The sequence below is a fragment of the Duganella sp. CF402 genome, from assembly GCF_900109645.1.
Classification (GTDB): domain Bacteria; phylum Pseudomonadota; class Gammaproteobacteria; order Burkholderiales; family Burkholderiaceae_D; genus Rugamonas.
This window is the reverse complement of record NZ_FOBG01000001.1, coordinates 321,684-345,559: the sequence shown is the minus strand read 5'-3', so window position 1 is coordinate 345,559 and position 23,876 is coordinate 321,684. Positions and strand designations below refer to the sequence as shown.

23 protein-coding genes are annotated in these 23,876 nt (G+C 64.0%); 11 read left to right on the top strand and 12 right to left on the bottom strand.

Going from position 1 to position 23,876, the window contains the following annotated elements; all coding sequences use genetic code 11:
• Window positions 1-28: 28 nt before the first annotated feature.
• Window positions 29-1,576: a methyl-accepting chemotaxis protein gene (locus BMZ70_RS01585; RefSeq protein ID WP_092269019.1), complete on the top strand. Its 1,548-nt coding sequence runs from the start codon at window positions 29-31 to the stop codon at window positions 1,574-1,576.
• Between the two features lie 6 nt (window positions 1,577-1,582).
• Here the strand turns inward: BMZ70_RS01585 and egtB are convergent, their stop codons facing one another.
• Together egtB and egtD are read right to left on the bottom strand one after the other, a co-directional pair.
• A complete protein-coding gene (gene egtB / locus BMZ70_RS01580) occupies window positions 1,583-2,767 on the bottom strand; it encodes an ergothioneine biosynthesis protein EgtB (RefSeq protein ID WP_092269017.1) in 1,185 nt (394 codons plus the stop codon).
• Window positions 2,767-3,708: an L-histidine N(alpha)-methyltransferase gene (egtD, locus tag BMZ70_RS01575; RefSeq protein WP_092269015.1), complete on the bottom strand. Its 942-nt coding sequence runs from the start codon at window positions 3,706-3,708 to the stop codon at window positions 2,767-2,769. The genes egtB and egtD overlap by 1 nt, the downstream gene beginning before the upstream one ends.
• Before the next feature lie 84 nt (window positions 3,709-3,792).
• Here egtD and BMZ70_RS01570 point away from each other — a divergent pair, with 84 nt between their 5' ends.
• From BMZ70_RS01570 to BMZ70_RS01545, 6 genes are all read left to right on the top strand, one after another.
• Window positions 3,793-4,653: a putative selenate ABC transporter substrate-binding protein gene (locus tag BMZ70_RS01570; RefSeq protein WP_092269013.1), complete on the top strand. Its 861-nt coding sequence runs from the start codon at window positions 3,793-3,795 to the stop codon at window positions 4,651-4,653.
• 18 nt (window positions 4,654-4,671) lie between these two features.
• On the top strand, window positions 4,672-5,493 hold the full coding sequence (locus BMZ70_RS01565; RefSeq protein ID WP_092269011.1) for a phosphonate ABC transporter ATP-binding protein: 822 nt from the start codon (window positions 4,672-4,674) through the stop codon (window positions 5,491-5,493).
• Window positions 5,493-6,362, top strand: coding sequence for a PhnE/PtxC family ABC transporter permease (locus tag BMZ70_RS01560; RefSeq protein WP_092269009.1), 870 nt, complete (start codon window positions 5,493-5,495; stop codon window positions 6,360-6,362). The genes BMZ70_RS01565 and BMZ70_RS01560 overlap by 1 nt, the downstream gene beginning before the upstream one ends.
• A complete protein-coding gene (phnE, locus tag BMZ70_RS01555) occupies window positions 6,359-7,150 on the top strand; it encodes a phosphonate ABC transporter, permease protein PhnE (RefSeq protein WP_092269007.1) in 792 nt (263 codons plus the stop codon). The genes BMZ70_RS01560 and phnE overlap by 4 nt, the downstream gene beginning before the upstream one ends.
• Before the next feature lie 2 nt (window positions 7,151-7,152).
• Entirely contained in the window at window positions 7,153-7,833 is a 681-nt protein-coding gene (locus tag BMZ70_RS01550) for an ABC transporter ATP-binding protein (protein WP_092269005.1), read from the top strand.
• A 185-nt stretch (window positions 7,834-8,018) separates the two neighbouring features.
• Window positions 8,019-8,306 (top strand): hypothetical protein, encoded by a 288-nt coding sequence (locus BMZ70_RS01545; RefSeq protein ID WP_008447145.1) that lies wholly within the window; start codon window positions 8,019-8,021, stop codon window positions 8,304-8,306.
• A 106-nt stretch (window positions 8,307-8,412) separates the two neighbouring features.
• Here the strand turns inward: BMZ70_RS01545 and BMZ70_RS01540 are convergent, their stop codons facing one another.
• Together BMZ70_RS01540 and BMZ70_RS01535 are read right to left on the bottom strand one after the other, a co-directional pair.
• Window positions 8,413-9,015: a YdeI/OmpD-associated family protein gene (locus BMZ70_RS01540; protein ID WP_092269003.1), complete on the bottom strand. Its 603-nt coding sequence runs from the start codon at window positions 9,013-9,015 to the stop codon at window positions 8,413-8,415.
• 11 nt (window positions 9,016-9,026) lie between these two features.
• Window positions 9,027-10,289 (bottom strand): hypothetical protein, encoded by a 1,263-nt coding sequence (locus BMZ70_RS01535; protein WP_092269001.1) that lies wholly within the window; start codon window positions 10,287-10,289, stop codon window positions 9,027-9,029.
• A 121-nt stretch (window positions 10,290-10,410) separates the two neighbouring features.
• Between BMZ70_RS01535 and BMZ70_RS01530 the strand changes: the two genes are divergently transcribed.
• Window positions 10,411-11,943 carry a DUF1800 domain-containing protein gene (locus BMZ70_RS01530; protein ID WP_092268999.1) on the top strand — a complete coding sequence of 511 codons (1,533 nt, stop codon included), beginning with the start codon at window positions 10,411-10,413 and terminating at the stop codon, window positions 11,941-11,943.
• Between the two features lie 9 nt (window positions 11,944-11,952).
• Window positions 11,953-13,137, top strand: coding sequence for a DUF1501 domain-containing protein (locus tag BMZ70_RS01525; RefSeq protein WP_092268997.1), 1,185 nt, complete (start codon window positions 11,953-11,955; stop codon window positions 13,135-13,137).
• A 1-nt stretch (window position 13,138) separates the two neighbouring features.
• On the opposite strand, the gene BMZ70_RS01520 is transcribed toward BMZ70_RS01525, so the two are convergent.
• From BMZ70_RS01520 to BMZ70_RS27840, 4 genes are all read right to left on the bottom strand, one after another.
• Complete coding sequence (locus BMZ70_RS01520) at window positions 13,139-14,845, bottom strand: putative bifunctional diguanylate cyclase/phosphodiesterase (RefSeq protein ID WP_165403542.1); 1,707 nt, start codon at window positions 14,843-14,845, stop codon at window positions 13,139-13,141.
• A 49-nt stretch (window positions 14,846-14,894) separates the two neighbouring features.
• A complete protein-coding gene (locus BMZ70_RS01515) occupies window positions 14,895-15,455 on the bottom strand; it encodes a TetR/AcrR family transcriptional regulator (protein ID WP_092268994.1) in 561 nt (186 codons plus the stop codon).
• Between the two features lie 2 nt (window positions 15,456-15,457).
• Complete coding sequence (locus BMZ70_RS01510; protein WP_092268992.1) at window positions 15,458-15,925, bottom strand: nuclear transport factor 2 family protein; 468 nt, start codon at window positions 15,923-15,925, stop codon at window positions 15,458-15,460.
• Between the two features lie 77 nt (window positions 15,926-16,002).
• Window positions 16,003-16,260 (bottom strand): helix-turn-helix domain-containing protein, encoded by a 258-nt coding sequence (locus tag BMZ70_RS27840; protein WP_130300946.1) that lies wholly within the window; start codon window positions 16,258-16,260, stop codon window positions 16,003-16,005.
• A 59-nt stretch (window positions 16,261-16,319) separates the two neighbouring features.
• Between BMZ70_RS27840 and BMZ70_RS01500 the strand changes: the two genes are divergently transcribed.
• Both BMZ70_RS01500 and BMZ70_RS01495 read left to right on the top strand, forming a co-directional pair.
• A complete protein-coding gene (locus BMZ70_RS01500; protein ID WP_092268990.1) occupies window positions 16,320-18,638 on the top strand; it encodes an FdhF/YdeP family oxidoreductase in 2,319 nt (772 codons plus the stop codon).
• 91 nt (window positions 18,639-18,729) lie between these two features.
• Window positions 18,730-19,512, top strand: a complete 783-nt coding sequence (locus BMZ70_RS01495) for a substrate-binding periplasmic protein (RefSeq protein WP_229205247.1) — start codon at window positions 18,730-18,732, stop codon at window positions 19,510-19,512.
• Between the two features lie 9 nt (window positions 19,513-19,521).
• On the opposite strand, the gene BMZ70_RS01490 is transcribed toward BMZ70_RS01495, so the two are convergent.
• From BMZ70_RS01490 to BMZ70_RS01475, 4 genes are all read right to left on the bottom strand, one after another.
• Window positions 19,522-21,558 (bottom strand): TonB-dependent receptor, encoded by a 2,037-nt coding sequence (locus BMZ70_RS01490; RefSeq protein ID WP_175500747.1) that lies wholly within the window; start codon window positions 21,556-21,558, stop codon window positions 19,522-19,524.
• Between the two features lie 26 nt (window positions 21,559-21,584).
• Entirely contained in the window at window positions 21,585-22,388 is an 804-nt protein-coding gene (gene fdhD, locus BMZ70_RS01485) for a formate dehydrogenase accessory sulfurtransferase FdhD (RefSeq protein WP_092268989.1), read from the bottom strand.
• Between the two features lie 56 nt (window positions 22,389-22,444).
• Window positions 22,445-23,215 carry a GNAT family N-acetyltransferase gene (locus BMZ70_RS01480; protein ID WP_092268987.1) on the bottom strand — a complete coding sequence of 257 codons (771 nt, stop codon included), beginning with the start codon at window positions 23,213-23,215 and terminating at the stop codon, window positions 22,445-22,447.
• A 99-nt stretch (window positions 23,216-23,314) separates the two neighbouring features.
• A complete protein-coding gene (locus BMZ70_RS01475) occupies window positions 23,315-23,839 on the bottom strand; it encodes a hypothetical protein (protein ID WP_175500746.1) in 525 nt (174 codons plus the stop codon).
• Window positions 23,840-23,876 lie beyond the last annotated feature (37 nt).

Here is a 23,876-nt window from a genome sequence, read left to right as displayed (position 1 = left end):
TTTTCGTTAGCCAACGAGGAGCCGGTGCATGAACTTCTCCAACCTCAAAATCGGCGCCCGCCTGGGCCTCGCCTTCGGCGCCGTGCTGTTGCTGATGGCGGTCCTGATCGGGACCGGCTTGCAGCGGCTGGGCAGCATCAGCGCCCTGAATCGCACCATCATCGATGAAGACTGGATCAAGGCCGAAGCAGCAGCCACGGTCAGCACCACCACGCGCGCGAATTCGGCGCTGACGCTGGAACTGTTCGTCGCCGACACGCCGGAACGCACGCAGCAAATCCGCGCCGAGATGGAGGTCAACAAGAAGACCATCACTACCGCGCTCGAAACGCTGGACAAGCTGCTGGTCAACGATAACGGCAAGGCCCTGCTGGCCCGCATCCGCGACCAGCGCAAGGCCTACGTGGGTTCGTTCACGCAAGTCGGCAAGATGCTGGCGGACGGTCAGCGCGATGCCGCCCTCTCCCAGCTGCGCAGCGACATGCTGCCCAAGCTCACGCGCCTGCAGGACAGCGTGCGTGAACTGAACGAAATGCAGAAGGCCGCCGTCACGCAGAACGGGGAACTGGTCAAGCACGATATCGCGATGGCGCGGCAGATGATGGCGTGGCTGGGCGTGGTGGCGCTGGCCATCGGGCTGGCGTTTGCATGGCGCGTTACGCGTTCGATCACCGATCCTATCGGGACCGCGCTGCAAATGGCGCGCGCCGTCGCTGCCGGCGACCTGACGCGCAATGTCAGCAGCAAACAGCGCGACGAGATGGGACAGCTGCTGGAGGCGCTGGGACAGATGAACGCCAGCCTGGCCCACATCGTCGGCCGGGTGCGCAGCGGCACTGGCGCGATCAATACGGCGTCGGCCGAAATCGCCAGCGGGAATATGGATTTGTCGTCGCGCACCGAGCAGCAAGCCAGTTCGCTGGAAGAGACGGCGGCGTCGATGGAGGAATTGACCAGCACCGTCAAGCAGAACGCGGCCAATGCGCATCAGGCCAACGAGCTGGCGCAGTCCGCAACGGCAGTGGCGCAGCGCGGCGGCGCGGTGGTGGCGCAGGTGGTGGATACCATGAATGCGATCAACGATTCGTCGCGCAAGATTGTCGACATCATCACCGTCATTGACGGCATCGCGTTCCAGACCAATATCCTGGCGCTGAATGCGGCGGTGGAAGCGGCGCGCGCCGGGGAACAGGGGCGCGGCTTTGCGGTGGTGGCGACGGAAGTGCGTACGCTGGCGCAGCGTTCGGCCAGCGCCGCCAAAGAGATCAAGGCGCTGATCGATGATTCGGTCGGCAAGGTGGCCGCCGGCGCGCAGCTGGTCGACCTGGCCGGCAGCACCATGAACGAGGTGCAGGAGAGCGTGCGCCGCGTGACCGAGATTGTCGGCGAGATCACGCAGGCCAATCACGAGCAGACCAGCGGGATCGAGCAAATCAATATCGCCATCAGCCAGATGGATCACGTGACGCAGCAGAATGCGGCGCTGGTGGAGCAAGCCGCCGCCGCTGCTGCCGCGATGCAGGACCAGGCTGGGGAACTGAACCAGGTGGTGAGCCAGTTCCGCCTTTCGGCCTGACGAAAGCTATCGCGCCAGGCGGATGCCGGTGAACTGCCAGCGCGCGCCGGCCGGGAAGAAGTTGCGGTAGCTGGCGCGCGCGTGGCCTTCCGGCGTGGCGCTCGAGGAGCCGCGCAGCACGTACTGGTTGAGCATGAACTTGCCGTTGTACTCGCCCAGCGCGCCCTCGGCCGCCGCGAAGCCGGGATACGGCGAATAGCTGCTGCTGGTCCACTGCCAGCAGTGGCCGAACATTTGCGCCGATGACGATGACGAAGTCGCCGCACACTCCCACTCCGCCTCGGTCGGCAAACGGGCGCCGGCCCAATGGGCATAAGCATCCGCCTCATACAGCGAGATGTGCGTCAGCGGCCGGTTCAGGTCCAACGGCTGCGCGCCATGCAGCGTGAATTCCTGCCACGCGCCCTGCTCGTCCCGGAACCAGTAGATCGGCGCTTGCAAGCCGTTCGTGCGTATCCAGTCCCAGCCCTCGGCCAGCCACAGGGCCGCATTGGCGTAGCCGCCGGCCTCGATGAAGGCCAGGTATTCGCCATTCGTCACCAGCCGCGAGGCCAGTGCAAACGGCGCCACGTATTGCTTGTGGCGCGGCAGTTCGTTATCGAAGCAGAAGCCCTCGCCGTCGTGGCCGATCTCAATCACACCGCCTTCGCAGCGCAGCCATTCCAGCGGCGCAGCAGCGGCGGCGGGCGGCAACGGCGCCTCCAGATACGCAGGCCGCAACAGGCTTTGCGCCAGCAGGTGCTTCACGTCGGTCAGCATCAACTCCTGATGCTGCTGTTCGTGCTGCATGCCCAGCGTGAGCAGCGTCGCCAGCTCGTTGCGCTGCGCGGCAGGCAGCTCGCTCGCCAGCAGGCGCCCGATGCGTGCATCAACGTCGGCGCGGTAAGCACGCACCTCGACCATCGCAGGCCGCGTCAGCAAGCCGCGCTGCGCACGCGGATGCTTTTCGCCGATGCCGTTGTAATAGGAGTTGAACAGGATGCGGAACGCCGGATGGAATGGCTTGAAGCCATGCTCCATACGTTCGAGGATGAAGGTCTCGAAGAACCAAGTGGTATGCGCAAGATGCCATTTAATCGGGCTGGCGTCCGGCATCGACTGCGCGCCGCAGTCTTCGTCGGACAGTGGCTCGGTCAGCGCCAGCGTGTGCTTTCGCACCGCCGTGTAGCAGGCGTGCAGTTGATTCATCATCAATCCGGAATGGCGCGGGCATGGATGACGGCGAACCACTGGTCGTCATCGGTCCATGTGCGCGTGGTGGCAAAGCCGGCCCGTTCCAGCAAGGTGGCAAAGGACTGGCGCGTGTACTTGTAGCTGTTTTCCGTGTGAATACGCTCGCCGCGTTCGAAACGGCGCTCGCCGCCATTCCAGTGCACCGTGAGCGCGCAACGCGCCTCCACGTGCATCTCGATGCGGCTGCGCTCAAAGTCGAAATACGCAATGTGCTTCCACTGCGCCACGTCGAAATCAGCGCCGGCCAGATGGTTCACATGGCGCAGCAGGTTCAGATTGAATGCCGCCGTTACGCCGAGCGGATCGTCGTAGGCAGCATCCAGCACTTCATGATCCTTGACCAGGTCCACGCCGATCAGCAGGCCGCCGTCGCTGCCGCGATTGGCGCGCAGGCCGCGCAGGAAGCTCACCGCCTGCTCCGGCGTGAAATTGCCGATCGAGGAGCCCGGATAGAAGAACACCCGGTGCGCCTTGCGCACGCTATCGGGCAGCGTGAAGCCGCTGGAAAAATCCAGCCCCAGCGCCGTCATCTCGATGTGCGGGAAGCGCTGCTGCAACTGCGCCACGGCGCCCAGCAGGAATTCGCGCGAGATATCGACCGGCACATACTGCGCCGGATGCAGCAACGGGAACAGCGAACCGGCCTTGGCGCAATTGCCCGCGCCAAGATCGATCAGCGTCGCGCCGTCGCCCACCACGCGCGCGATCTCGGCGCCGTGCGCGGCGAAAATCGCCGCCTCGGTACGGGTCGGATAATACTCGGGGAGTTCGCAGATGGCCTCGAACAGCTTGGAACCCAGGCCATCGTAGAGGAATTTAGGCGAAATGTGCGCGGCAGGAGCCAGCAGGCCAGCGCTGATTTCGGCGATGACCGCCGTACTGCCGTGGGACATATGCATGGGATGCGCTGCCTTTATCGGGGGTATTTTTGTTATCATAGCCGAATATCCTTTTTCGCAGCGCCCCACATAAGGACGATCCTAATGAAAATCTCCCTCAAGTCCATCTTCGCCGCCGGCCTGCTGCTGGCCGCTTCCTGGTCCCACGCACAATCGGCCGATCGCGTATTCCGTGTCTCAGCCATTCCGGACGAAGCGCCGACCGAACTGCAACGCAAGTTCAAGCCGCTGGGCGAGTACCTTGAGAAGAAGATCGGCATGAAAGTCGAGTTCACCCCGGTGACCGACTACGCCGCCTCGGTCGAAGCATTGATCAACAAGAAAGTCGACATGGTCTGGTTCGGCGGCTTCACCTTCGTGCAAGCCAACGACCGCAGCAAAGGCCAGATTACACCACTGGTGCAACGTACCGAAGATGAAAAATTCCGCTCGGTGTTCGTTACCACACACAAGGACATCAACAGCCTGAATGACCTCAAGGGCCGTACCCTGAGCTTCGGCTCGGAGAGCTCGACCTCGGGCCACCTGATGCCGCGCTTCTTCCTGCTGCAATCGAAAATCAATCCGGACACCGATCTGAAACGCGTCGCCTTCTCCGGCGCGCATGACGCCACCGTGGCCGCCGTTGCAGGCGGCAAGGTCGATGCCGGCGCGCTGAATATCTCGGTGTGGGAAAAACTGGTGGAAGCCAAGAAGGTCGATCCGGCCGTGGTGCGCGTGTTCTACACCACCCCAGGCTACTACGACTACAACTGGTCGGTGCGCACCGACATGAATGCGGACCTGAAGAAAAAGCTGACCGACGCCTTCCTCGCGCTGGACATCAACAAGCCGGAAGACAAGGCCATCATGGACCTGCAGCGCACCGTCAAGTTCATCCCGACCAAGGCTGACAACTACAAGAACATCGAAGCGGCAGCCAAGAACGCCGGCCTGCTGAAGTAACGCTGTCACACTACCGTAATGCCGACTTACCAACTGCAAAACCTCACCGTGCGCCACCTCGGCGCGCGGTCGTCGTCCGCGCTGCAAGCGATTAACCTGACCATCGAACCGGGCGAGCAAATTGCCCTGATCGGCCCTTCCGGCGCCGGCAAGACCACCTTGCTGGCGACGCTGTCCCTATCCCACCAGCCGTCCGAAGGCAGCTTCCTCGCCTTCGGCGCGGATCCGTGGGCGCTGGGCGAAGCGGCGCGTCACCGCTTGCGCGCGCAGTTGTTCCTGGCGCCGCAAACGCCGCCGCTGCCGCCGCGCCAGCGCGTGGTGACGGCGGTGCTGGCCGCGCGCCTGCCGCAATGGAGCGCGTGGCGCGCGCTGGCCTCGCTGTTCAAGCCTGACGATCCGGAAGCGGCGTGGCAGGCGCTGTCGCGCTTCAATCTCGGCGACAAATTATATTCGCGCGTCGACCGCCTGTCCGGCGGTGAACGCCAGCGCTGCGGCCTGGCGCGTTTGCTGCTGTCGCCGGCCAAGGCGCTGCTGGTGGACGAGCCCTTGTCCGCGCTCGATCCGGTACTGTCCGAACTCACTTTGACTACGCTGCGCGAAGAAGCCAAGGCGCGCAACGCTACCCTGATTTGCAGCCTGCACCAGGTGGAGCTGGCCCTGAGCCACTTCCCGCGCATCGTCGCCCTGCGTGATGGGCGCATCGCATTCGACCTGCCGCGCGAGCAGGTCACGCCGCAGATGATCGCCGCGCTGTATCAAGGCGAACGCCCGGCCGACGAAACGCCGCCACAGCCCGACGACGCGATGGCTGTCAAGCCAGGCGTAGGCGCCTGCCTGTAATGGCCGCCTCTCCCGAAAGCCGAAGCGCACGCGCTGCCGATGCAGCCGGCGGCGCGGACTTCCGCGATCCCGCCCTGCGTGGTCGCCTGCTCGCCATCCTGGCAGCGCTGGTGGTGCTGTGGCCTACGCTGGTCATCACCGAATTCAAGCCGTGGATCCTGCTCGATGAGCAAAGCCTGTCCGCCACCGGCCGCTTCCTGGCCGACTTCCTGGTGCCCGCGCACAGCGCCGAGTTCCTCGACATGCTGGTGCGCGAAACCTGGAACACCGTCGCCATCGCCACCTCCGGCCTGGCGCTCGCGCTGCTGGGCGCCATTCCCGCTACGCTGATCATCAACGAACAGCTGTCGATCTCCATGCTGGGCACCGGCCGCATGCGCCTTGCCGCGCGTCTCGTGCGGCAAGTGGTGCGCTGGCTGCTGGTGCTGCTGCGCTCCGTGCCGGAACTGGTGTGGGCGCTGCTGTTCGTGCGCATCATCGGCCTCGGTCCGACCGCCGGCGTGCTGGCCATCGCCCTCACCTACTGCGGCATGCTGGGCAAGGTCTACGCCGAAATCCTTGAATCCGCCAACGCCCACGCCAGCGACACGCTGCTGGCCAACGGCGCCGGGCGCTTGCAGGCGCTGTTGTACGGCACCCTGCCGGAAGCCGCATCGGAGCTGATGTCCTACACCGTCTACCGCTGGGAATGCGCGATACGCGGCTCGGTGGTGATGGGCTTTGTCGGCGCGGGCGGCCTTGGCCAGCGCATGGATGAATCGCTGAAAGGCCTCAACGGCGCGGAAGTCGCCGCCATGCTGCTGGTGTTCGTGGCACTGGTGGCGCTGGCCGACCAGTTCTCCAAAGTGCTGCGCCGGAGGCTGGGATGAATCACTCCATGCCCACGCCGCCGCGCCGCGACTGGACCATCATCGTGCTGATGGCGCTGCTGGCCGTGCTGGTCATCGCCAGCTTCGCCACATTGCCGCTCAAGTGGCGCGAATTCTTTACCGCCGATGCGGTGCGCAGCACGCTGGAACTGCTGTCCGGCTTTGCGCCGCCGGAAACCAGCCTGCCCTTCCTCACCAAAACCTTCTGGGCCACGCTGGAAACACTGGCCATGTCCGGCCTCGGCACCCTGCTGGCGGTGGTCTTCGGCCTCGCCTTCTCGCTGCCGGCGTCGGGCCGCTTCGGCGCCGCGCCGCGTGCCGCCATGCGCGCGGTGCTCAACGTGCTGCGCTCGATCCCGGAACTGGTGTGGGCTTCCGTGATGCTGATCGCGGCCGGCCTTGGCCCGCTGGGCGGCACGCTGGCACTGGCCGCGCACACCGCTGGCGTGCTGGGACGCCTGTTCGCCGACTCGCTGGAAAACGCCGCGCCGCTGCCCGAGCAAAGCCTGCGCACCAACGGCGCCAGCGCCACCGCCGCCTTCTTCTACGCCACCCTGCCGCAAACGCTGCCGCAGATGATGTCCTACACCCTGTACCGCTGGGAGAACAACATCCGCGCCGCCACCATCCTCGGCGTGGTCGGCGCGGGCGGCCTTGGACAAATGCTCAAGTACCACCTGTCACTGTTCCAGATGCCGCTGGCCGCCACCGTCATCCTCGCCATGCTGTTGCTGGTGGCGCTGGTGGATGGTGTCAGCTTTACCCTGCGCCGCGTCCTCACCCGATAACCATGCTCGAACTTCGCCAGCTCTCCAAATCCTACAACGGCCGTCCGGTACTGGACCGCCTCACATGGAACTTCAAGGCCGGCGAATTCGTCGCCATCATGGGCGATTCGGGCGTCGGCAAATCGACGCTGCTCAACCTCATCGCCGGCCTCGATACGCCGGACGCCGTGCCGGGCGACGCGCCCATCATCGTCGACGGCATCCCCATGTCCGGCCTCGACGACGATGCCGCCACCCGGCTGCGGCGCGCACGCATGGGCTTTATTTTTCAGGCCTTCCACGTGCTGCCGCATCTGACCCTGCTGCAAAACGTCGCCCTGCCGCTGCTGCTGAACGGCCTGCCCATCGCGCGCGCGGCGGAAATGCTGGACGCGGTCGGCCTGGGCGGGCGCCAGCACGACTTCCCCCACCAACTCTCCGGCGGACAACTGCAGCGCGTGGCCATCGCCCGCGCGCTGGTGCACCGCCCGGCCCTGGTGCTCGCCGATGAACCAACGGGCAACCTCGACCCGGACACCGCCGACGCCATCCTGACCCTGTTGCAACGTGAGATCAAAGCCACCGGCGCGTGCGCGATCATGGTGACACATTCGCAACTTGCTGCTAAAAAGACAGACAAAATCCTACATTTATCCAAAGACGGGCTAAAAGAAACAACAATCGTCAACCCGTTTGCGCAATAACCAACATAATTTATTTGTTAAACCCTGCACTTTTTTTTTAGCCGTAGTATTATTGAAATTAACTTGCATGGTTATCAAGAATGTTGAGTCGCGTACCACATTCAGACCAGAAAGAACTGTGGGCGCTAGCCTTGCCGGGAAACGTACTTTTTTTTAAAACGTTTAGAGCAAAGGAGGAGCAAACCATGAACGTACGGCAAAAGAAGCTGGAGCTGATCGAAGCCATGAATCGTGCGCGGGCACTGGAGCCATCCAGTTTTGTCCCAAACAAGCTTCTTGATACTTTGATCGAAAAGATGAACTTGAAGAACGATGCAGAGTTGTGTCGGGTGTTGGAAGTTCAACCTCCGATCATTAGCAAGATCCGTCACCGGAAGCTCGCTGTCGGTGCCACGATCCTGCTGCGTATGCATGAAAAATCAGATATCAGCATTCGCGAGCTGAAAGATCTGTCCACCGCGTCTATGCATTGATCGGCTTAGCTTATCGTGCCATGCCAGGCGCCGGCATGCGGTATCCGGCGCCCTTTAGCGTCAATTAGCGACCAGCCCAAACCCCGCTGATCCCGCTAATACGTTTCTAGCATTTCTCGTATTTCCAATTCCTCGACTTCCCCTCAGCGATCCATTCGACGGCTTGCTCGCGCCTGCGCGTGCGCGTGGCTTCGGTTTTGGCTTCGTTCAGCCAATCGGCGTAGTCGCGCTGTTTGCTCGGCGTGAAGGAATTAAAGTGCTTACGCGCGGCCGGCGCGGCATCCAGTGCGGCGTTCAGATCATCGGGAATATCCAGCGGCCGTGGCGTGGCCGGTTTGGCGCGCGCCGGCGCGGAAACGCCGTCCTCGTTGAGCTTCATGGCTTGCTTGATATAAGCCGTCAGCACCTTTTTCGTGGGCAGGTCCTTGACACTGGCGATGCGGCCGAAGTGCCCCATCGCCTCGCGATTGACCTCATCGACGGCCATCAGCAACTCCGCCTTCCAGAAATTGAGCGCACAGTGGGCCTTGAACGAAGCCATGCTGCACATCATGCCCTTGTACATAAAATGCGGGAAGCTCCACTTCATGGTCTCTTCGACTTCGGGACAAGCGGCATGCACCACCGCGCGCAAATGTTCGAGAACAGGCTGCGCGAAATCGGCAGACTTGGCGATGTAGGCGTCGACGCGCGGATCGATGGTGGGCATGTCTCGTCTCGTTAGAAGTATTCTGGATGCTGTGCCACCATGCTCGCCTCGAACTTGTTGACGGCTTCAAAGTTCGGAAGTCCAGGCGTCAGGCGGCGGCCCGTGTCCCAGCTACGCCAGGCACGCGGGCTATCGTACTGCATCAGCAGCAAGTCGCCCAGATCCTTGTAGGCTCCAGCCAACACTGGATTCGCTTGCAGCACATCCGTGAACAGATCCCTGGCCACCTTCACCTGCTTCAGGCGAGCGCGGTGATTGGCCTCGAACACCTCGAGCATATAAGCCTTGCGCGGCGCCTGCGTGCGCAGCGCCACCAGCGTTTTTACGGCGTTTTCAGCGTCGCTGCTATTTTTGGGATTGATGGCGGCGAACAGCAGCCCCACCGTTGGCGAGGCCTTCACCGCCTCCTTCTGCTCCTCCGTCAGCGACATAGGCTTGCCGGTGACGAGCGTGCATTCCATCTTGCCCAGCATGGTATCCAGCGCGTGCGGCTCGCTGAAATCGGAGCCGCTATCGCACGGATACTGCGCACGGAAGGCCGTCAGCTGCGCCGGCGTCATGGCGGCGATGCGGTCAAACAGGGCGTCAAGCCCGCTGCCGCTCATCTCGCGCTTGTAATCCTTCAGGTCATAGGCTTGCGGTTCCACCGTACGCACGGCGCTGATATCGAGCCGCAAAGTGCGGTCGCCGCTGAGGACGAAACTCAGATGACCGGGAATCACGCCGCCCTTGGCCAGCTTGTCCAGCAGTTGCGGGTGTCCGCCCTGCGCATAGCGCATGAAGCGCGCGAACTGCGCGGCATCGTCCGCCGCGACCTTGGTCCCGGCCTCGCTCCATGTCGCCAGATGGACGCCGCCGATTGCATAGCTGCGCACACCATCTTCGGCCTTTTCATCGATGGCGCCCGGCGCGCCATTGAGCAGGGACAGCTCATTCTCCTGCACCGCCATGTTCAGCGCCGGTACCGGTAGCACGCCCTGCAAACGCACGCGGTTCTGCAACTCCATGACACGGAAGCCCAGCGTATCGTACAGCGAATACTCCACGTACTCCCTGGCGGCGGTATTCACGGCAAAACGGCGGCGCGTCTTGAAGTCGTAGATCACGCGCCCTTGCGACGTATCGACTGCCATGTAGCTGTCAGCCAGCGTAACATCCGCTTGGGTGGTGCGCTCCTGGATGGTGGAACTGACATGCAAGGTGACAGCTGCCAGTGCCTGCGGCGCGTCGGCCAGCGCCAGCAAGGCGGCAAAGATAACGGTCGTCAGACGCATAAGATGTCCCGAAAAGAAAAGCCCATCATAGAGGGAAACACCGCGCTGGTTTGTAACATTTCGTTGCACGATACACATGGTTCATATACGAAAACGTGAAATCTGGCATATGCTCCGGATTATGGATACCCGACCTATCACCCGCTGCGCAGCCGCGCTGCTCCTGCTCGCCGGCTGCGCCTCCGCCCCGACGCCGCCTGCGCCGCCAACCGACCCGGCGGCGTTGAGCAGCGCGCTGAATCGCATCACATGGGGCGTGAATCACAGCGCCTACCAGCAGGCCGCGAAGGCCGGCTACGACGCGTGGCTGGAACAGCAGCTGCACCCTGCCCCCGCCGTGCTGCCGGCCGCCGCGCAAGCGCAGATCGACGCGCTGACCATCTCGCAAAAGCCGATGGCGCAACTGCTGCAGGAGCTGGAAGCGCAGCGCCGCGACTACGACAAGGCCATGCTCGACGACGACGCCAAAAAAGCCGCGCAGCGCGCCTATCAGCAGGAGCTGAACCGCCTCGCGAAGGAAGCCGCCACCCGCTCGCTGCTGCGCGACCTGTACTCGCCGAACCAGTTGCAAGAGCAAATGACGTGGTTCTGGATGAACCATTTCAGCGTCCACCAGGGCAAAGCGAACCTGCGCGCAATGGTCGGCGACTATGAAGAACACGCGATCCGCCCGCACGCGCTGGGCAAGTTCCGCGACCTGCTGTCGGCCACCCTGCACCATCCGGCCATGATCCGCTATCTCGATAACGAACAAAACGCCGCCAACCGCATCAACGAAAACTACGCGCGCGAAATCATGGAACTGCACACGCTGGGCGTGGACGGCGGCTACACCCAGAACGACGTGCAGCAGCTGGCGCGCATCCTCACCGGCGTGGGCGTCAACCTCGGCGACAAGACACCCAACGTCCGCCGCGACAAGCAAGACCAGTACGTGCGCAACGGGCTGTTCGAGTTCAACCCCAACCGCCACGACTACGCCGACAAAGTCTTCCTGGGCCAGACCGTGAAAGGCCGCGGCCTGGCCGAAGTGGATGAAGCGCTGGACCGCCTGTGCCGCCATCCCGCCACCGCACGCTACATCAGCCGCAAGCTGGCCATCTACTTCGTTGCCGACGAACCGCCACAGCCACTGGTCGATCGCATGGCCGCGCGCTTCCAGTCCAGCGACGGCGATATCGCCGCCGTGCTGCGCGAGATGTTCACGTCAGCCGAATTCACCCAGTCGCTGGGCCGCAAGTTCAAGGATCCGGTGCACTACGTGGTGTCCGCCGTGCGCCTGACCTACGACGACAAGATCATCCTCAACACCGCGCCGATGCTGAACTGGCTCAATCGCATGGCCGAGCCGCTGTACGGCCGCCAGACGCCGGACGGCTATCCGCTCACCGAATCCGGCTGGGCCAGTCCGGGCCAGATGACCACCCGCTTTGAAATCGCCAAGGCCATCGGCGGCGGCGCGGCGGGCCTGTTCAAGAGCGAAGGCGCGCAGCCGCAGGAAAAGCCGGCCTTCCCGCAGCTGGCCAATGCGCTTTACTACCAGTCGCTGAAACAAACGCTGGCTCCGGCCACGCAGCAGGCGCTGGAACAAGCCGTCTCGCCGCAGGAATGGAATGCGCTGTTCCTGTCGTCGCCGGAACTGATGCACCGCTAGGAGAAGCCCATGCACCGCCGCACCCTGATCAAATCACTGGCCGCCTTGCCCGTAGCCGCCATGACCGGCCAGCTATGGGCCGCGCCGGCCAGCAAAACGCGCCTGCTGTTCGTCTTCATGCGCGGCGGCTACGACGCCGCCAGCCTGCTCGCGCCCATCAGCAGCGACTACTACTACCAGGTGCGCCCCAACATCGCCATCCCCAGGACCGCCGCGCTGCCGGTGGATGCCGACTGGGGCCTGCACCCTGCCCTGCGCGACTCCATCTACCCGCTGTTCAGCGCCGGACAGGTCGCCTTCATACCGTTCGCCGGCACCGAAGACCTGTCGCGCAGCCACTTCGAAACGCAGGACAGCATAGAACTCGGCCAGGCGCTGGACCGCAAGCGTGACTACCGCTCCGGCTTCCTCAACCGCCTGGCCGCCACCTTGAACGCAGATCGTACCAACATCGGCGCCAGCCCGATCGCCTTCACCGACCAGCTGCCGCTGATCATGCAGGGCAGCCTGCAAGTGGCCAACACCGCGCTGCGCAACGTCGCCAAGCCGGCCGTCGATGCGCGGCAGGCGAAGATGATCGCCGCCATGTACCAGGGCACGCCGCTGGCGCAGCAGGTGCGCGACGGCTTCACCGTGCGCGAGGATGTGATGAAGGAGATGATCGGCGAGATGGACGCCGCCAACCGCAACGCCATCACCGCCAAGGGCTTCGAACTGGAAGCGCGCCGCATCGCCAAGGTGATGAAGGAGCGCTACAACATCGGCTTCGTCGACGTCGGCGGCTGGGACACCCATGTCGGCCAGGGCAACGCCACCGGCTATCTCGCCAACCGGCTCGATGAACTGGGACGCGGCCTGGCCGGCTTCGCGCAGGAGATGGGGCCGGAATGGAAGGACACGGTGGTGGTGGTGGTCAGCGAATTTGGCCGCACCTTCCGCGAGAACGGCAATCGCGGCACCGACCACGGACATGGCAGCGTGTACTGGGTGCTGGGCGGCAGCGTCAATGGCGGCAAGGTGCGCGGCGAACAAGTGCGGGTCGAGCAGCCGACCTTGTTCCAGAACCGCGACTACCCGGTGCTGAACGAATACCGCGCCCTGTTCGGCGGCCTGCTGGCCCGCATGTACGGCTTGAACCCCACGCAGGTGGACAGCATCTTCGGCACGCCGGGCCGCGACCTCGCGCTACTTTGAATCAAGCATGCGCGTGCAGCCACGCCGTGGCCGCATCGGCGCGCAAGGCCGGCGTGTACAGATAGCCCTGGAACGCGCCGCAGCCGGCATCGGTGAGGAACACCGCCTGTTCCGCGCTCTCCACGCCTTCCGCCACCACGTTCAGGCGCAGGTCGTGCGCCAGCTGGATCACCAGCCGGACCACCGCGTTGGCGTCGCTGCTGCCCGGTACGCCGCGCAGGAAACTCTTATCCAGCTTGATCGTGTTGACCGGCAGCGCGCGCAGATAGCTGAGCGAGGAATAGCCGGTGCCGAAATCGTCCAGCGACACCATGAACCCGCGCGCCCGCAGCTGTTCGATGATGTTGCTGCGATTACGCTCCAGCTCAATCGCGTCGCGCTCGGTCAGCTCGATTTCCACCTCGCTGGCCGCCACGCCATACTCGATCAGCGCCGCCTCGACATGCGCCATGTAGCCCGCATACTGCAGCTCCTTGGCGCAGGTGTTGATGCACAGCCGCATGCCCGTCAGCCCGGCATCGCGCCACGCGCGCAACTGCGCAAAGGCGCACTCCAACACCCAGCAGCCCAGCTCCGGCAGCAGCCCCATCTCCCCGGCCAGCGCGATCGCATATTCCACCGGCTGCCGCCCCAGGTAGCCGGGCAGGCGCAACAAGGCCTCCATCGCCAGCGTGTGGCCGTCCCGGTCGAGGATGGGCTGGTAAGCCAGTTCGCATCTGTGCTTCGCCAGCAGGCGCCGCAGCTCACTGTGGTCGGCATTCTTGCGGTGCGCCACCTCGTCCAGCGCCTGCGTGTAGTAGTGATAGCGGTTGCGCCCCCCGTTCTTGGCGTGGTACAGCGCCAGGTCCGCCTTGGTCAGCAAGTTGTCCGGCGTGACGGCGTCCAGCGGGTAGACGGCGATGCCGATGCTGGCGCTGATCCTGATTTCGCGGTCGCCGATCAGGAACGGCCGCGCCAGCTCGATCAGCAGCTTCTCCGCCAGCAGGCCGCCGCTGGCCGGCGACGGCGCACTCAACTGCAGCAGGCCGAATTCGTCGCCGCCAAGACGGGCCACGTAATCGCTTTCGCGGCTGGCCTCGCGGATGCGCTGCGCCGCTTGCCGCAGCAGCTGGTCGCCGGACTGGTGGCCCAGTTCATCATTGACTTCCTTGAACTGGTCGAGGTCTATCATCATCAACAACAGCAGCTGGCCGGTGCGCTCGGCCAGCGACAGCATTTCCGAACGCCGCGTATCGAAGGCTGCGCGGTTGGACAGGCCGGTCATCACATCGACGGTGGCCAGGCGGTGGATTTCATCCTGCGCCAGTTTGCGCTCGGTGATGTCGCGCAGGATTTTCAGGTAGCCGAGCGGCGCCCCGTTGGTGCCGGGGATGGGGGTGAGCACGCCGTCGGCCCAGAACATCGACCCATCCTTGCGCAGATGCCAGCGATAGTCGGCGGCGCGTTCCTGTTCGCGCGCCACCGCCATTTCCTTCAGGTGCTCGCTCTCGGCCTGGTCGGCGACGGTGAACAGGCGATCCATATTGAGGCCGATGATTTCTTCCGGCGCATAGCCGAAGATCAGCTCGGCACCGAGGTTCCAGCTGCTGACCTGGCCGTTGGGATCGGTGGTGAAAATCGCAAAGTCACGCACATTCAGGTAAATCTGGCGCAACAGGAGCTCCGGTTCGAGGCCCGGCGCGATGGCGGAAGTCAGTGGCGGTATCATGGCATGGCCGTCCTTTAAAACTGATTGGACCGTGCGCCAGCCGATCAGTTCACGCAGTGTTGAGCCGCTGCTCCATCCGTGCCAGCGCGCGCATGAACAGCGCCGGCTCATCGGCCGCGCGCGCCAGCACCAGCGCGCCCTGGATGCCGCCGACCACCTCCTCGGCCAGCGCCAGCGCACTGCCGGCGTCGCGGCCGCCGCGCTGCAGGGCATCGGCCAGCGCCTGCACCCACTCGGCAAAATACGCCTGCACCTTGACGGCGAAACGGTCGCGCTCATGTCCCAGCGCAAACACGCCGACCAGGCACACCTTGCGGCCCGACATGAAATAGCGGCCGACCGCCTTGAACATGTCGGCCACCCCCTGCCGCACATCGCTGGCGGAACGCAGCGGCTGGAACACCTGGCCGCGGAACCAGCCGTCGATCTCGTCCAGCACGGCCTCGGCCATCTCCTCCTTCCCGCCGGGGAAAAAGTTATAGATGCTGCCCTTGCCGAGGCCGGTTCCCTCGGTAATCCGCGCCAGGCTGGCGCCTTCAAAACCGTAGGTGCGAAACACTTCGGCCAGCAGCGGCACGGCGTCGCTGCGTTCTCCCATCACTCGTGGCATGCTTAGAATCCAAAATCGCTCAGGCCGGGGTGATCGGCCGGGCGTGGTGCGTTGATATCCCAGTGGAACTTGCGCTCGGCGGCGGCGATCGGGTGTTCGTTGATGCTGGCCAGGCGGCGCTGCATCAGGCCGTCTGCCGCGAACTCCCAGTTTTCGTTGCCGTAGGCGCGATACCACTGGCCGGAGTCGTCATGGTATTCGTAGGCGAAGCGAACTGCAATGCGGTTGCCGTCGTGCGCCCACAATTCCTTGATCAGGCGGTATTCGAGCTCGCGCGTCCATTTGCGTTGCAGCAGGCCGACGATGGCGGCGCGGCCGGTGACGAATTCGCCGCGGTTGCGCCAGTAACAGTCCTCCGTGTAGGCCAGCGCGACCTTCTCGGGATTGCGGCTGTTCCAGCCGTCTTCGGCGGCGCGGACTTTCTGGGCGGCGGTTTCCAGGGTGAACGGTGGGAGTGGAGGACGGCTCATGATGTGGGTTCCTTTTAAGTTGTACCAAACGGTACAGGCACTTTAAACCTCAGTCCGACAAGATGCAAGGAAAATTTTTAATTAAAGATGTCGGCGGCCAACTGGCGCCCGGCCGGACTAAACTGGACTGCACCGGAAACGCCGCCATCGTCCAGCGCCAGCGTGATGAGGCCGGCCTCTTCCAGCATGGTCAGCTGGCGCCGCAGCACGCTCATCGGCCGCTGCGCCTGCTTGCTGAGCTTGGCGAGCGAGCACGGCTTGTCCGGCCACTCGGCCTCGATGCGCCGCAGCGCTTCCAGCACGCCGGCAAGGGCGGCCATGATTTCATCATCCATGCGTAGTCTCTTTACTGAATATGCAATAATACCCGTAGAAAATATTACCGGATCGCAACATGAACAAAAAGCCCGAAGGCCATATCGAACCTTACACCCATCCCGCCGCCGGCTGGGGGGCGCTGAAACAAGTGGCCATCAACCTGGTGCGCGAGAAAGTCGCGGGCGGCAATTACAAGACCCTGCTCAAGCAAAACCAGCCGAACGGTTTCGACTGTCCCGGCTGCGCCTGGCCCGACCGCGAGCACGCCTCCACCTTTGAATTCTGCGAGAACGGCGTGAAGGCGGTGGCGGCGGAAGCCACCAGCAAACGCGTGCGGCCGGAGTTCTTCGCCGCCCACACCGTCACCGAACTGCTGGCGCAATCGGACTACGAACTGGAACAGCACGGCCGCCTGACCGACCCGATGGTCTACGACGCCGCCAGCGACAAGTACCAGCCCATCGCCTGGGACGACGCGTTCGCGTTGATGGCGCGCCATCTCCAGGCCCTGCCCGATCCGGACCAGGCGACGTTCTACACCTCCGGCCGCACCGGCAACGAGGCGGCCTTCCTGTTCCAGCTGTTCGTGCGGATGTACGGCACCAACAACTTCCCGGACTGCTCCAACATGTGCCACGAGCCGACCAGCCGTGGCTTGCCGGGCACCGTGGGCATCGGCAAGGGCACCGTCACACTGCAGGATTTCGAGCACACCGACACGCTGCTGATCTTCGGCCAGAACCCGGCCACCAACCATCCACGCATGATGAACGAATTGCGCGATGCGGCCCGGCGCGGCGCCACCATCGTGTCGATCAATCCATTGCGCGAGCGTGGGCTGGAACGTTTTACCTCGCCGGCGCACGCGCTGGAAATGCTGACCGGTTCCAGCACCCAGATCAGCAGCGTCTTCATCCAGCCGAAACTGGCGGGCGACTTTGCGCTGATCAAGGCCATCGCCAAGCGGCTGGTGGAGCGCGACGACGAAGCGCTGGCGGCCGGCCAACCGGGCCTGCTGGACCGCGACTTCATCGCCCAGCACACCAGCGGCTACGAAGCGTTTGAGCAGGACCTGCGCGCCGAAAGCTGGGACGTGCTGCTGGCGGAATCCGGCGTGCCGCGCGCGCAGATCGAGCAATTGAGCGACATCTACATCAAGGGCAAGAACGTCATCAGCACCTGGGGCATGGGCCTGACCCAGCACAAGAACGCGCTGAAAGCCATCCAGATGCTGTCCAACCTGATGATGATGCGCGGGCAAATCGGCCGTCTCGGCGCGGGCCTGTGCCCGGTGCGCGGCCACTCCAATGTGCAGGGCGACCGCACGATGGGCATCGAGGAAAAGCCGACCAAGGCCTTCCTCGACCGCCTGCAAAATGTATTCGGCTTCGAGCCGCCGCGCGAACACGGACTGGATACGGTGGACAGCATCCAGGCGATGCTGGACGGCCGCGTCAAAGTCTTCTTCGGCATGGGCGGCAATTTTGCGATGGCCACGCCGGACACCCCGCTGACCTTCGACGCGCTGCGCCAGTGTGAGCTGACCGTGCACGTCGCCACCAAGCTGAATCGCAGCCACCTCGTGATGGGCAAGGAAGCGCTGATCCTGCCAACGCTGGGCCGCACCGAGATCGACCTGCAAAACGGCGTGCCGCAAGGCGTGACGGTGGAGGACTCCATGAGCATGGTGCACCTGTCCTACGGCATGAACAAACCGGCCTCGGACAACCTGTTGTCGGAAACCGCGATCGTGGCCCGGCTGGCGCACGCCACGCTGGGCAGCGATAAAGTGGATTGGCTGGCGCTCGGCGCCGACTATGCCGCCATCCGCGACCTGATCGCGCAAGTGTTCGACGACTTCCACGACTTCAACGCGCGCGTGGCGCATCCGGGCGGCTTCCACCTGCGGGTGGCGTCGCGCGAGCGCGAATGGCGCACCGCCAGCGGCCGCGCCCAATTCGTGCCGCACGCGGTGGACCTCGACACGCCGATCCACCGCGCCCGCGCCAAGCATGGCGAGCGCCTGATGGTGCTGATGACCGCGCGTTCGCACGACCAGTACAACACCACCATCTATGGGCTGGATGACCGCTATCGCGGCGTGTTCGGCCTGCGCCGCGTGGTCTTCATCAACAAGGAAGACCTGGCGATGCTCGGCCTGAAAAACGGCGAATACGTCGACATGGTGAGCGTGTGGGGAGACGACGTCACGCGCCGCGCCGAGCGCTTCCTGCTGGTGGAATACGACATCCCGCGCGGCTGCCTGGGCGCCTACTTCCCCGAGACCAACGGCCTGGTACCCCTCCACAGCACCGCCGACGGCGCCGGCACGCCGACCTCGAAATCGATCCCGGTGCTGTTGCAGCGGTCGGCCGAACAATCGCCGGTGGAATAACGATAACGGCCCGTAGCGGCCACGACGCGGTAAAATTGAAACTGGCTTCGAAATAATAACGACACTGCGGCCCCGCCGCCGGAGGAGTTGTTTGAATTTATCAAGACTATTCGGACTCGCTGTCAGTTTGCTGCTGAGCGCACCGGTGCTTGCCGCCGGGCCGGCGGTGCTGCGCTTTGCCACCGAAGACTGGCCGCCATTCTTCAGCGCCGCGCTGCCGGGTAACGGTCTCACCGGCACCCTGCTGGAGGCGGTATTGCAGCGCATGGACGCCACCGCCCGAATCGACTACTTCCCCTGGAAGCGTGCCATGCAACTGGGCTTGAACGACCGCCGCTACGCCGGCGCGCTGGCCATGTTCCGCACCGCCGAGCGCGACAAGCTGTGCTATTTTTCCAGCGCCGTCGGCAGCCGCCAGACGGTGCTCGCCTACCTGAAGGATCAGCCGGTGGCGGCCGCCCGGCTGGAGGACTTGCGCGGCGTGCGCATCGGCACCGTGGCCGGCTATTCGAACGGCGAGCCCTTCGATGCGCTGGTCCGCTCCGGCCTGCTGACCGTGGAGGAAGGCCTCAACAACGATATGAACCTGCGCAAGCTGCTGCACCAGCGCTTCAGCGCGATCGTGGTGGAAAAACGTATGCTGCGCTACACGCTGGCCAGAAGCGGCTACTCGCAGGCGGAACGGGAACGCATCGTCATCGCCGAGCATTTGTTCCCGGAACGGTCCGTGCATGTCTGCTTTCAGCGCACGGCGGAAGGCCTGAAGCACCAGCGCGCCTTCGACGAGGCGGCGCGCGAAGTCGACCTGGCGCGGATCGAGCGCGACTACTGGCGTAACATCGGCCAAGCCGCGCTGCCGCCGCCGCGCCAGTGAGGCCCCGGCCTAAAACGTCATGTTGACCGACAGATAAGCCGCCCGCCCATCCCCCGGCGAATGGCGGGTCTGGTCATTGATCCACACATATTCGTAGTAGCGATTGGCCAGGTTTTTCAGCTGCAGTTCCAGTGCCAGGCTGGCGCTGAGGCGATAGCTTGCGCTGGCGTTGAACAACACGTAGCCGCCGAACTGGCCGCCGGCGTTGGCCGAAGTGAGGTAATAGCCGGACTGGCCGTTGCCCCAGACCGACAGCTTGAGCGCCGGTGTGGCCTGGAAATCGCCGCCGGCCGAATAGACATGGCGCGGCACATGGTCGATCGTCTTGCCGATGGTGGACGGCGCGGCCGGATCGGGCTTGACGATGGTGGCGTCCTGCAGGGACCAGGCCAGCCAGACGTTGCCGCGCCGTACGGGCCGCAGATTGAGTTGGACATCGACACCCTGCCGGCGCGTTTCGCCGACGTTGTCGACGTCGCCGCCGGGATCGTTCAGGCGCCGCTTGACTTCGCCCGAGGCGCGCTGGCGCCACAGCGCGATGCGGCCGTCGAACCATGCCGCCGGCGCGAGCTTGACACCCGACTCCCAGCCATCGTTGATCGACGGGCGCAACACCGTCGGCGTCGACTGGAAGGCGGCGGCGCCGCTGCCGACCTGGAAGCTGCGGCCCCAGTTGGCGTACACGCTGGCGCCCGGCGCCGCCGCATACGCGACGCTGAATTTCGGCTGCTTGATCACGCCGTAGTCCCGGATCGGGTAAGCCACGCCTTTTGAAGGATCGCTGAAGCTGCCATCGATCTTGTCGATCCGAAAACCGGGCACGATCCTCAGCGCGTCGACCGGCTTGATCACGGCCTGCACGTAGCCGCCCACGGTGTCGAAGGTGAAATGATGGTCGCGCGTGGCCCTCACCCGGACCTGGTCGACGGTACTGTAGCGCGGACTGTGGTCGCGCTGATGCTCGGCACTGGCGCCGCCTTCGATCACCACGCTCTTGAAGCCGTCCAATAGCGCCAGGCGCGGGCGATAACTCAGCGTGCTGAGGAAACCAATATGCGTCTCGCCGTTGACACGTTCCTGCTGCGAATCAACGGTGGAAAAACGTAGCCAGCGCTGGTCCTGTATCCGGTTCAGATAAACGCGGCTGGACAGCGACAGCTGCGCATTGAGTTCGGCGTCCAGATACAGGCCAAGCTGGCTGAGCTGGCGATTGCCGCCATCAGACTGGGCGTACCGGTAAGATGCGGTCGGATCGCTGTGCGCATCGGCGGCCGTCAGGTAGCCGGGTTCCTGCGCCTTGGCCTGCGCGTGGCGCGCGCTCAGGCCAAGGCGCAGGCGGCCGTCGTCGCTGGTGTAAAACCATTTGCCGGCCAGGACCAGGTTGGAGCCCTGCGCATGGTCGCGGTAGCCGCCGCTGTTCTGGTAGCCGAACACATAATTCTGCGACCAGTTGCCCGCTTCCACGCCCTTGACCAACTGCAGCTGGCGGGTGTCGAAGCTGCCGTAGCTCAGCCTTGCCTCGCCGTCGTTGCCGCCGGCGCGGGTGACTATATTAGCGTTCCCAGCGATATTATGCAGGCCGTAACGCGGGTCGTTGGTGCCGCGTACCACTTCGATACGCTGGAGCTCCAGCGGCAGGATCGCGCCAATCAGCGGCATGCCGCCAGCGTTGTCATTCGCCGGGATACCGTCGATGAGCAGTTTGACGGCGTTCACCTCGCCCTCGCCATTGAAACCCCGGAACGACAATCTGCCGGACTCGTTCCCCTGGCGGAAAGGCGTGAGCATGACGCCGGGCGCGCGCGCGAACAGTTCCCAGGCGCTTTTCACCTGCTGGTCGCGCAGCAGTTCGTCGCCCAGGATATCGACGGAACTGAGGACGCTGCGCGTGGGCAGCACGCCCGTTTTATTGGCGCTGACTTCCACGCGGCCCACGATCAGCGCCGAGTCGCCATCGGGTTCGCTCTGGGCCCAGGCCGGCCGCCCCCAGGCCAGGCAAGCCAGCGCGAACATGGCGACGGGTTTGCTTGCGATGATGATTTTCATTGCCAGGCTCCCCCGCTGTTCTGTGCTTAAGTGTATTCGACGCAGCCGTCGTGGCGGCAGAAGCTGATGAGTTTGATGCCGGCTTCGGCGGCGATATCGATGGCCAGTGTGCTGGGGGCCGAGATGGTGGCTAGCATGGGGATATTCATACGGGCGGCTTTGCGTACCAGCTCGTAGCTCGCGCGGCTGGACATGAAGACGAAGCCGCGCTGCATGTCCACGCCTTCCAGCGCCAGGTGGCCGATCAGCTTATCGAGCGCGTTGTGGCGGCCGACGTCTTCGCAGACACGCTGCACGGCGCCGTCTGCGTTGCACCATGCTGCTGCGTGCACGCCGCCGGTGGCGCGCTGCAGTTCCTGGTACTGCCCCAGCTCCGACGCTGCGCGCGCGATCGCCGGTTGCAGCGGCCCAGCCAGCGGCGCGGCTTCGATTCGTTCCGGCTGCAAATCCAGCAGTTCCAGGCTCTCGATGCCGCACACGCCGCAGCCGCTGCGCCCCGCCATCGAGCGGCGCTGCTGCTTGAGCTGCACGAATTCCTGAGTAGCGATGGTGATGTCGATCTCGAAGCTGCGCGCATGCTCGCGTACTTCAATATCAAAAACATCGGAGGCTTGCGAGACCAATCCCTCGGTCAGGGCGAAGCCCATCGCGAACGGTTGCAGGTCACGCGGCGTGACCATCATGACGGCATGCGAGATGCCATTGAAAACCAGCGCGACCGGCACTTCCTCGATCACGCGGTCGGTGGTGCGAGCGGCGTCCGCGCCGCGATGGCGCGTGACCGGACGTTCCTGATAACCCGTCTTGTCCGACTCCAGATCCAGCTTCATCACAGCCCCGTAGAATAAGCACAATGGCTTATTCTACACGGGGCAACACCAGCGCGTCAGGCAGCCTGCTGCTCGCCGACACCGTAGTGACGGGCGTAGCGCGAATCCAGGTTCGCCAGTGGCATCAGCAGGAACAGGTCGGCCGATTCGAAATCAGGATCCCATGCCGGCTCGCCGCAGATCCACGCGCCCGAGCGCATATAGCCCTTCAACAGCGCCGGCACTTGCGGCTTCTGCGCCGCCTCCAGTTTCGAGAACGGGAACGGCAGGTGCGGCGTCACGCGGTATTCGATCGGCGCCAGGTTTTTGGTGATCAGCTGCTGGTACACCGCCACCGCATTGTGGCCGCCGTCAGCCAGCGAGATGCTGGCGCAGCCTACCAGAAATTCAGCATTTTCACGGCGCATGTACTCGGCCAGGCCGGACCACAGCAGCATGATCACGCTGCCGCCGCGATAATCAGGGTGGATGCAGGCGCGGCCCGCTTCGACGATGCGGCCACGGATGTTATTCAGGCGGCCCAGATCGAACTCGCCTTCCGAATACAGGCGGCCCAGCTTGCGCGCGCGGGTGGCGTTCAGCAGGCGGTAGGTGCCGACCACCATCAGGCTGTCGGCATCGCGCACGATCAGGTGGTCGCAGTGCTCGTCGAATTCGTCGGCATCGAGGCCGTCGGCGCGTTCCAGCGCGCTCAGGCCCATCGATTCAATAAACACTTTGTAGCGCAGGCGCTGGACTTCGCGCAGTTCTTCCGGCGTGCTTGCCATACTGAGTACCAGCTTGCCAGACGTTGCCCGGACGTCCGCTTGTATGATCGAGGTCTGCATGCTTCATCCCTTTTGTGTGGAAGACGAAGCAAGCGTAACCAGCGAATACTTCAGGAAAATGACAGCGAAATGTCATTTTCGTGACATGTTGTTTTTAAATCAGGCTTTCTTGGGACGGCCGGTCTTCAGTTGCGGCAGGCTGGCCAGCACTTTCTTCAGCGTGGCGAGGTCGATTTGCGCAATCAGGGCGACGCCGACGCGCAGCAGTTCGCTCTTCTTCACTTCGAAACCGGCTTTCAGCGCGGTCTTCTTGACCTGGCCCAGCACCGCATATTCGGCTTCAGGCATGGTGAAGCTGTCGCGCACCAGTTTTTCTTTTGGCGCTTTGGCTTTCACTTCAGGAGCTGCCGGCTTGGCGGCGACTTTCGGTTTGGCGACGGCTTTTGGAGCGGCTTTTGGAGCGGCTTTCGGCGCGGCCTTGGGCGCCGCTTTCGGTGCTGCCTTAGGCGCTACTTTCGGCACTGCGGCCTTGGCCGCTGGTTTGGTGGCGGCCTTAGGTGCTGGCTTCGCAGCGGCTTTCGGCGCTGCCGCCTTGGCGACAGGTTTCTTCACGGCCGGTTTGGCGGCGGTGGTCTTGGCGACGGTCTTGGTTACGGTGGTTTTCGGGGCTGCTTTGGTGGCCATGCTCACTCCAGATTAATCAACAATATAAATAGTATAT